At 65.8% G+C, this 5,293-nt stretch carries 7 protein-coding genes and 1 pseudogene; 3 read left to right on the top strand and 5 right to left on the bottom strand.

Annotation, left to right across the window (positions count from 1 at the left end; genetic code table 11):
* Positions 1–324: 324 nt before the first annotated feature.
* The 4 genes from GA0115259_RS42940 to GA0115259_RS27665 all read right to left on the bottom strand — a co-directional run bounded on the left by GA0115259_RS42940 (position 325) and on the right by GA0115259_RS27665 (position 2,794).
* Positions 325–741, bottom strand: a complete 417-nt coding sequence (locus tag GA0115259_RS42940) for an Imm1 family immunity protein (RefSeq protein WP_370748540.1) — start codon at positions 739–741, stop codon at positions 325–327.
* Between the two features lie 291 nt (positions 742–1,032).
* Positions 1,033–1,470 (bottom strand): DddA-like double-stranded DNA deaminase toxin, encoded by a 438-nt coding sequence (locus GA0115259_RS42935; protein WP_093602096.1) that lies wholly within the window; start codon positions 1,468–1,470, stop codon positions 1,033–1,035.
* A gap of 131 nt (positions 1,471–1,601) precedes the next feature.
* On the bottom strand, positions 1,602–2,072 hold the full coding sequence (locus GA0115259_RS27670; RefSeq protein WP_093602094.1) for an NUDIX domain-containing protein: 471 nt from the start codon (positions 2,070–2,072) through the stop codon (positions 1,602–1,604).
* Between the two features lie 2 nt (positions 2,073–2,074).
* On the bottom strand, positions 2,075–2,794 hold the full coding sequence (locus GA0115259_RS27665; RefSeq protein WP_093602092.1) for an XRE family transcriptional regulator: 720 nt from the start codon (positions 2,792–2,794) through the stop codon (positions 2,075–2,077).
* A 273-nt stretch (positions 2,795–3,067) separates the two neighbouring features.
* On the opposite strand from GA0115259_RS27665, the pseudogene GA0115259_RS42210 reads away from it, so the two are divergent.
* Positions 3,068–3,316: pseudogene (locus GA0115259_RS42210) on the top strand (hypothetical protein); the annotation flags it as partial.
* Positions 3,307–3,552: a DUF7848 domain-containing protein gene (locus GA0115259_RS27655; protein WP_093602090.1), complete on the top strand. Its 246-nt coding sequence runs from the start codon at positions 3,307–3,309 to the stop codon at positions 3,550–3,552. The pseudogene GA0115259_RS42210 and the gene GA0115259_RS27655, both read left to right, overlap by 10 nt.
* 660 nt (positions 3,553–4,212) lie before the next feature.
* Here the strand turns inward: GA0115259_RS27655 and GA0115259_RS27650 are convergent.
* On the bottom strand, positions 4,213–4,629 hold the full coding sequence (locus GA0115259_RS27650) for a winged helix-turn-helix domain-containing protein (protein ID WP_256098170.1): 417 nt from the start codon (positions 4,627–4,629) through the stop codon (positions 4,213–4,215).
* A 305-nt stretch (positions 4,630–4,934) separates the two neighbouring features.
* Here GA0115259_RS27650 and GA0115259_RS27645 point away from each other — a divergent pair.
* The coding region (locus GA0115259_RS27645; RefSeq protein ID WP_345941035.1) for a replication initiator at positions 4,935–5,293 on the top strand (359 nt) is incomplete at its 3' end.

The following is a 5,293-nucleotide window of genomic DNA, read 5'->3' as shown; positions in this document are numbered from 1 at the left end:
CGCCTCCAGCGAGACGCCATCGACACCCTCAGCACCGCACTCGGCGGCCCGGAGAACACCGAGACGACCTACGGCGACGGCGATGAACCGCCAGCCTGCGCAGCCCTCGTCCGCTGACGTTGCCGTCAACTACTGCCGTCACCCCACGCAGACGCCTCGCCAGACACCGCCTGATGGGGCGTCAAATTGGCTTGCACACATCGACAAGCAAATGAAAGTTCAACAAACAGCGACATCAACGCGAAATTCACGCATAACCTCCATGATCGAGTAATAAATACCGTCTCACCGAAAGGGAGATTCTTTCGCCACCGAGAACCTTCATCAGTGCAATGGGTGCCGTGTACCCGAATCTTTGCACCACGGATCCTGACAGTAGGAAGGTGTCACATCTGCCTGTCCATTCAGAGAGTGGTACGCGCCAAAGTCACCACGATCCCAGCAAATCGCCGTAGGCCTCTGACCGCTTCTCAGTTCGCAAAATTCCTCGACGGCCGCACGAATATCAGATACCGGCAGCGTATTGCGGGGCTCGAACAGCCTCCAATCGCCCAAATCAGCAACAACGTTTTGATCCAACGCCGGCGGTTCCGGATTCCTAGAGATCCATACACTCCTCGCAATCTCCCGATCCACTCGAACTACGGAATCCTCGGGAACTTGCCACCTCAATGCACCATATCCTGTAAGCGGATTTGTCGAGACCTGAAGATAGCTGTCAAAATACCGATCTGATTTCATCGGATCCCTATGTGGCGCCAAGAGCACAAACGTTGCAAGAATGCCACCCTTTGACTGTCCAATCACATCTGGCTCTCGGCCGGGCCCGCCGATCACCAACTCGCCAATCAAGCGCCTAAGAATAGCTCCCGATGCTGCATGATATGTCGTACCGCCAGTGAAAATAGTCAGAATCATTAATATCCTCCAACGTTCGCAGGTGAGGCGATGCGGAAAACTGAAATTAGACCGGCCCCACCCCGGAGGATTCTACCCCAGGGCAGGGCCGGCCAGATATTAAACCTCTTGAGATTAACCGCCGCCCAGCATAGTTACCCCATGCCAGCCCTCTTCAGTGCGCCAAACGGATGTCAGGCTAGACCCTCTTGGTAGAATTGCGGACACCCCAGTCATACATGAATAGGGACCAGAACAAACCCCGTCAGAATTATTGATTACGACTGTCGCCCTCTGAACGCCATTGCTTCTCATTGCCAAAGCGATCTTGGTTTCTACATGAGATGCGGCCGCGAACCCACCTGCAGCGTCGTGAGGCACGCCAGATTTTCTGAGCGCGTCCCTCACTTGCACGAATGAACCATTCTCACCGCTTGATACAGGAGCTCCGACTCTATTTCCAGCATCATCAACGACCTGACCAGTCGTAATCTTGCTGCCAGCCAACTCGTCCGCGATACCGTCGAGCGGATTGCAGTTGTGTACCAGGACCGGCGTCGCGCCTGCGACCACATAGTACGTGTGCTACGCGGCACCCTCGACCTGCTTTTTCGCAGGTCAAGTGCGGTTTGCTGGTCCGGTGAAGTGCGCAGATGTCCGTGGTTGTGCGGGGTTGTTGCCGTCAGCTACTGCCGTCAGGCGGTTCAGCCCAGGTACGGCTTCTCACGGTGTTCCAGGAAGTGCTGGAGCCTGAGTCGTTGGGTGTGGTGCATCGGCAACTGCTCGATCTCTTCGGGCGGTACGAACCGGAGTTCGGTGGACTCGTCGGAGATTGCCAGTTGGCCGCCGGTGATGCGGGCGGTGAAGCAGACGTTGAACTGGCGGCGGACCTCGCCGTCGGTGTAGGCGATGATGTGTTTCGGGTCGGTGTAGGTGCCGACCATGCCGGTGATCTCGACGTCGAGGCCCGTCTCTTCCTTGACCTCGCGGACGGCGGTGCCGGGCAGGGAGTCGGTGAGGTCCATGCCGCCGCCGGGCAGTGCCCATAGGTCGTTGTCGCGGCGGCGCTGGAGGAGGATGCGGCCGTGGCCGTCGGTGACGACGGCGGAGGCGGCGACGACCAGGCTGTTCGGCTTGGGCGCGGTGGGGTCGTCGTAGTACTCGGTGCGGGCCACGGTCAGCCTTCCTCTTGTACGGGGGTTGCCGTCGCCCACACGGCGTCGAAGCTGTCGGCGTAGGTGTCGAACATGCCACCTGTCTCGTGTCGGCGAAGATGCCACACGGGGGCGGCGTAGGCGTTGACGCCCCAGACGTGTGCGTTGACGAGTTGCTGGTCGTCGACGCGGTAGAGGGAGTTGTAGAGCGTGGTGCCGTGGGTGCGGACTTCGATGCCGGGGGTGGCGGCGAGTGGCCTGTAGTGCATGAGGGCGAGGCGGCAGCGGGATTCGATGCCGTGGCCGAACCGCTCCTCCTGGCCGCGGGCTTGGACGGTGCCGCTGTCGGGGTCCCCGATCGCGATGCGGACGGTGCAGCCTTCGGCGGCGCGTTCGGTGAGGAGTTCGTTCAGCCGGGGGTATGTCTCGTGGAGGAAGACGGCCGCGTAGACGAGGATGTCGATCCGTTCCCGGGCCTGGGCCATCAGGTCGGTGAACGTCGAGACGGGGATGTCGGCCCGCTGCTCGTAGAGCGCGACCAGTTCGGGGCTGATGGCGCGGGCGGGGCGGGCTTGGCGCAGGGCTGGCCATAGTGCGTGCACGTCTTCTCCCAGGACTTTGGCCGCCTGGAGGGCTGTGGCACGGCGTGGGGTGCGCCCGAGGTTCACCCAGCGCTCGGCCGACTTGGGGTCGATCTCGACCTCGTGGGCGAGGGTCGCGTACGTCCAGCCTCCGGCTGCCATGACGGCTCGTAGTCTCTCGTTCGGCACGAGTTTCCCCCTTGGTCTCGGGACGGCACCAGGGACGTTCTACATGGTGTGGGACGTCCCGGAGTGGGGTTTGGTGGAGGTTCCTTCGTCCCGGTGACCGGCGTGAGGATCGGTGTCGACCCTGTTGGCACCGATACGCCCGGGGGCACGGTCCATGCCGTCGAGGAGTGTCAACGTGCGAAAGAGCGCGACCACTTGTGTTCCCTTCCTGCGACTGGATGCCTGGTCGCGGTCCGTCTCGCCGGGGTGGTCACGATGACGGCCCGCAACCCTGACGCGGTCGAGCACACTGCCTCGCCCGGTGTGGGCACCCTGGTGGCCGACCGGCGGAACGGCAAGGTCGGCGTGGTGATGGGGCATGTGGGGACGTATGTGCAGCTTCGGCCGCCGTGCGGTGGCCGGGAGTGGGACGTACCGCCCGAGGATGTACGTCCGCCGACCCCGGGCGAGGAATTGAGCGCGAAGGTGGCCGTGGCCAATCGGAGGTGGGGACGGCGACCCCTCGATCGGTCCTGCGCTACGAGACCTGGACTCTCCAGCCCGACCGCGAACCGGACGCGGAGCCCGTCCTGTACGCAATGCAGTGCGCGGTGGACGGAGAGACCTCGCCGACGAGCGAGGACTTCGCCGAACCGCAGGACTGGGTGCTGCGGCACTGCGGCCAGAACCCGTCCCACCACACCTACCGGGAGATCATTACCCGGCCCTGGCGGGCCTGGCGGCAGACGTGAGCCGCCCCGCTGGCCCACGCACCGTACCGCGCTGACCCACCCGACTCCCGTCCCTGCCGGGCACAGCCGATCGAGGCTCCCCGGTCCTCGTCAGCCCTGGCAGGGACGGGCCCTCACGTACGTGCCGGGCCCATGGCCATGAGGTTCTGGCCTCAGCCACAGACAGTCAGCCACGACGGCGGGGGCCGACCGATCACCCACCACGTGTGCCTCGCTCAACCCCGCACCGGCATCATCCCAGTTATCTCCATCGTCACGGCCCCGCCAGGCGGCAAGCATGGGCGTCCGGGACGGCACGAGCCCGCCGGGCGGCCTCTCGGGTGCCCGACCGCCGACGCCGGCCACCGCCCTCGGTGAGCCCGGTGACGGACGTGGAGGGTCGGCCCCCCGGTCGGCCCTGTGCGTGCGATCCGGCCGTAGGACGGTCGTCGGCGACAACTTGCTCTGTCAGGAGCCCGATTCCGGTCAGCCCAGCGAGCTGGCCGGTTGCCGCTCCCGCCGCCCGACCGCCCGTCGGCTCGGCCTCCAGTAGCGCCTGATCCCGGGGAGTGAACGGCGGGTCTGTCGGCGACGGCGGCCAGCCCTGGCGGGCGGGCCCCGCCTTGAACCTCGTAGAGAAAATCTGAACGCACCGCCCTCCGTCCCCACCCGGCAAGGGGGTCAGCGGTCGCCGGTCTCCAAGGACTCGACGCGGGCGTGGAGTTCGGCGAGCTGCTCGACGGCCTCGGCCAGCGCCTGCTCCAACGCCTCGACGCGGGCCGTGGTCCCGCCCGCAGGGGTGCTCGCCGCCCCCGGGGCTTCGTCCTTGGTGTGGTCGTAGTGAGCGACGAAGGCGCCCTTGCCGGGACGGGAGACCACCCACCCGTCCTGCTTGAGCAGGGTCATGGCCTTCTGGACGGTCAGGCTGGAGGCCCCGAACTCCCGCATCAGCACGGCCTGCGTCGGCAGCGCGTCACCGGGCCGCAGCCCGCCGGAGCGAATCTGCTCCCGCAGGGTCTCGGCGATGACCTCGAACGTCAACTGCACCCCGCCGCCCGTCGGCCTGCGCCCGCGCCGCGTCGCCTTTACGCCCGCCACCCCGCCGCCTTCCGTGCCGTCTATCAGCTATTTCCGGCCCGTCCAAACCGGGAAACCGGCCCCACACTACCCGCGTCCCGCCACCCATAGAAAGGAATGAGGAGGGATGCACTTGAATGCGCCCATGGGTCGATGTTAACGTCACGCACTCGCCGGTGATCACCACCGCGCCCCGCCGACCAGCCCTCACTGGTCCGGCCCTCGCGCCCAACTCCGAGGCGCCCCGTTCCCTGTGAGCCGATCACTTCGGCCTGCCCACGTCGCGCCGTATGGCTTCCGCGCTCCCGCCGAAAGGCCCTTCCCGCATGCCCGCACAGCTCCAACTCCCGTACTCCACGATCGTTCCAGCCTCTTCGCGTCGCTGGTCGGCGTTCACAACGCCAACCTGTCCGGCGGACGTCACCGCCTCGGCGGCGGCAGGGCCGCCGGCGCTGGAGCGCCGCGCCAGGCTCACCGCCAAGCTGGCGAAGCTCGCCGCCACCGGCCAACTCGCACCCCTCGCACGACAGATAACCGCCCTTGGCGGCTGCGCGCACCCGATCCGCCTCACCGGGCACCGCACCCACCTCGACACCGCCACCGGTGAGATCCTCGACCACTTCAACTCCGGCCGACTCCCGGCGGGCGAACTGCTGGTCCGCTGCGGCAACCGCCGCGCCACCCG

It is taken from the genome of Streptomyces sp. MnatMP-M17 (genome assembly GCF_900091995.1).
In the GTDB taxonomy this organism is placed as follows: domain Bacteria; phylum Actinomycetota; class Actinomycetes; order Streptomycetales; family Streptomycetaceae; genus Streptomyces.
The sequence above is the reverse complement of the archived record's forward strand: the minus strand, read 5'-3'. Positions and strand labels throughout refer to the sequence as shown.

What these genes read in the sequence shown, in the direction of transcription:
- GA0115259_RS42940 (WP_370748540.1), bottom strand. Translation starts at nt 741, where the DNA reads ATGAAATCAGATCGGTATTTTGACAGCTATCTTCAGGTCTCGACAAAT.
- GA0115259_RS27665 (WP_093602092.1), bottom strand. Translation starts at nt 2,794, where the DNA reads ATGGCAGCCGGAGGCTGGACGTACGCGACCCTCGCCCACGAGGTCGAG.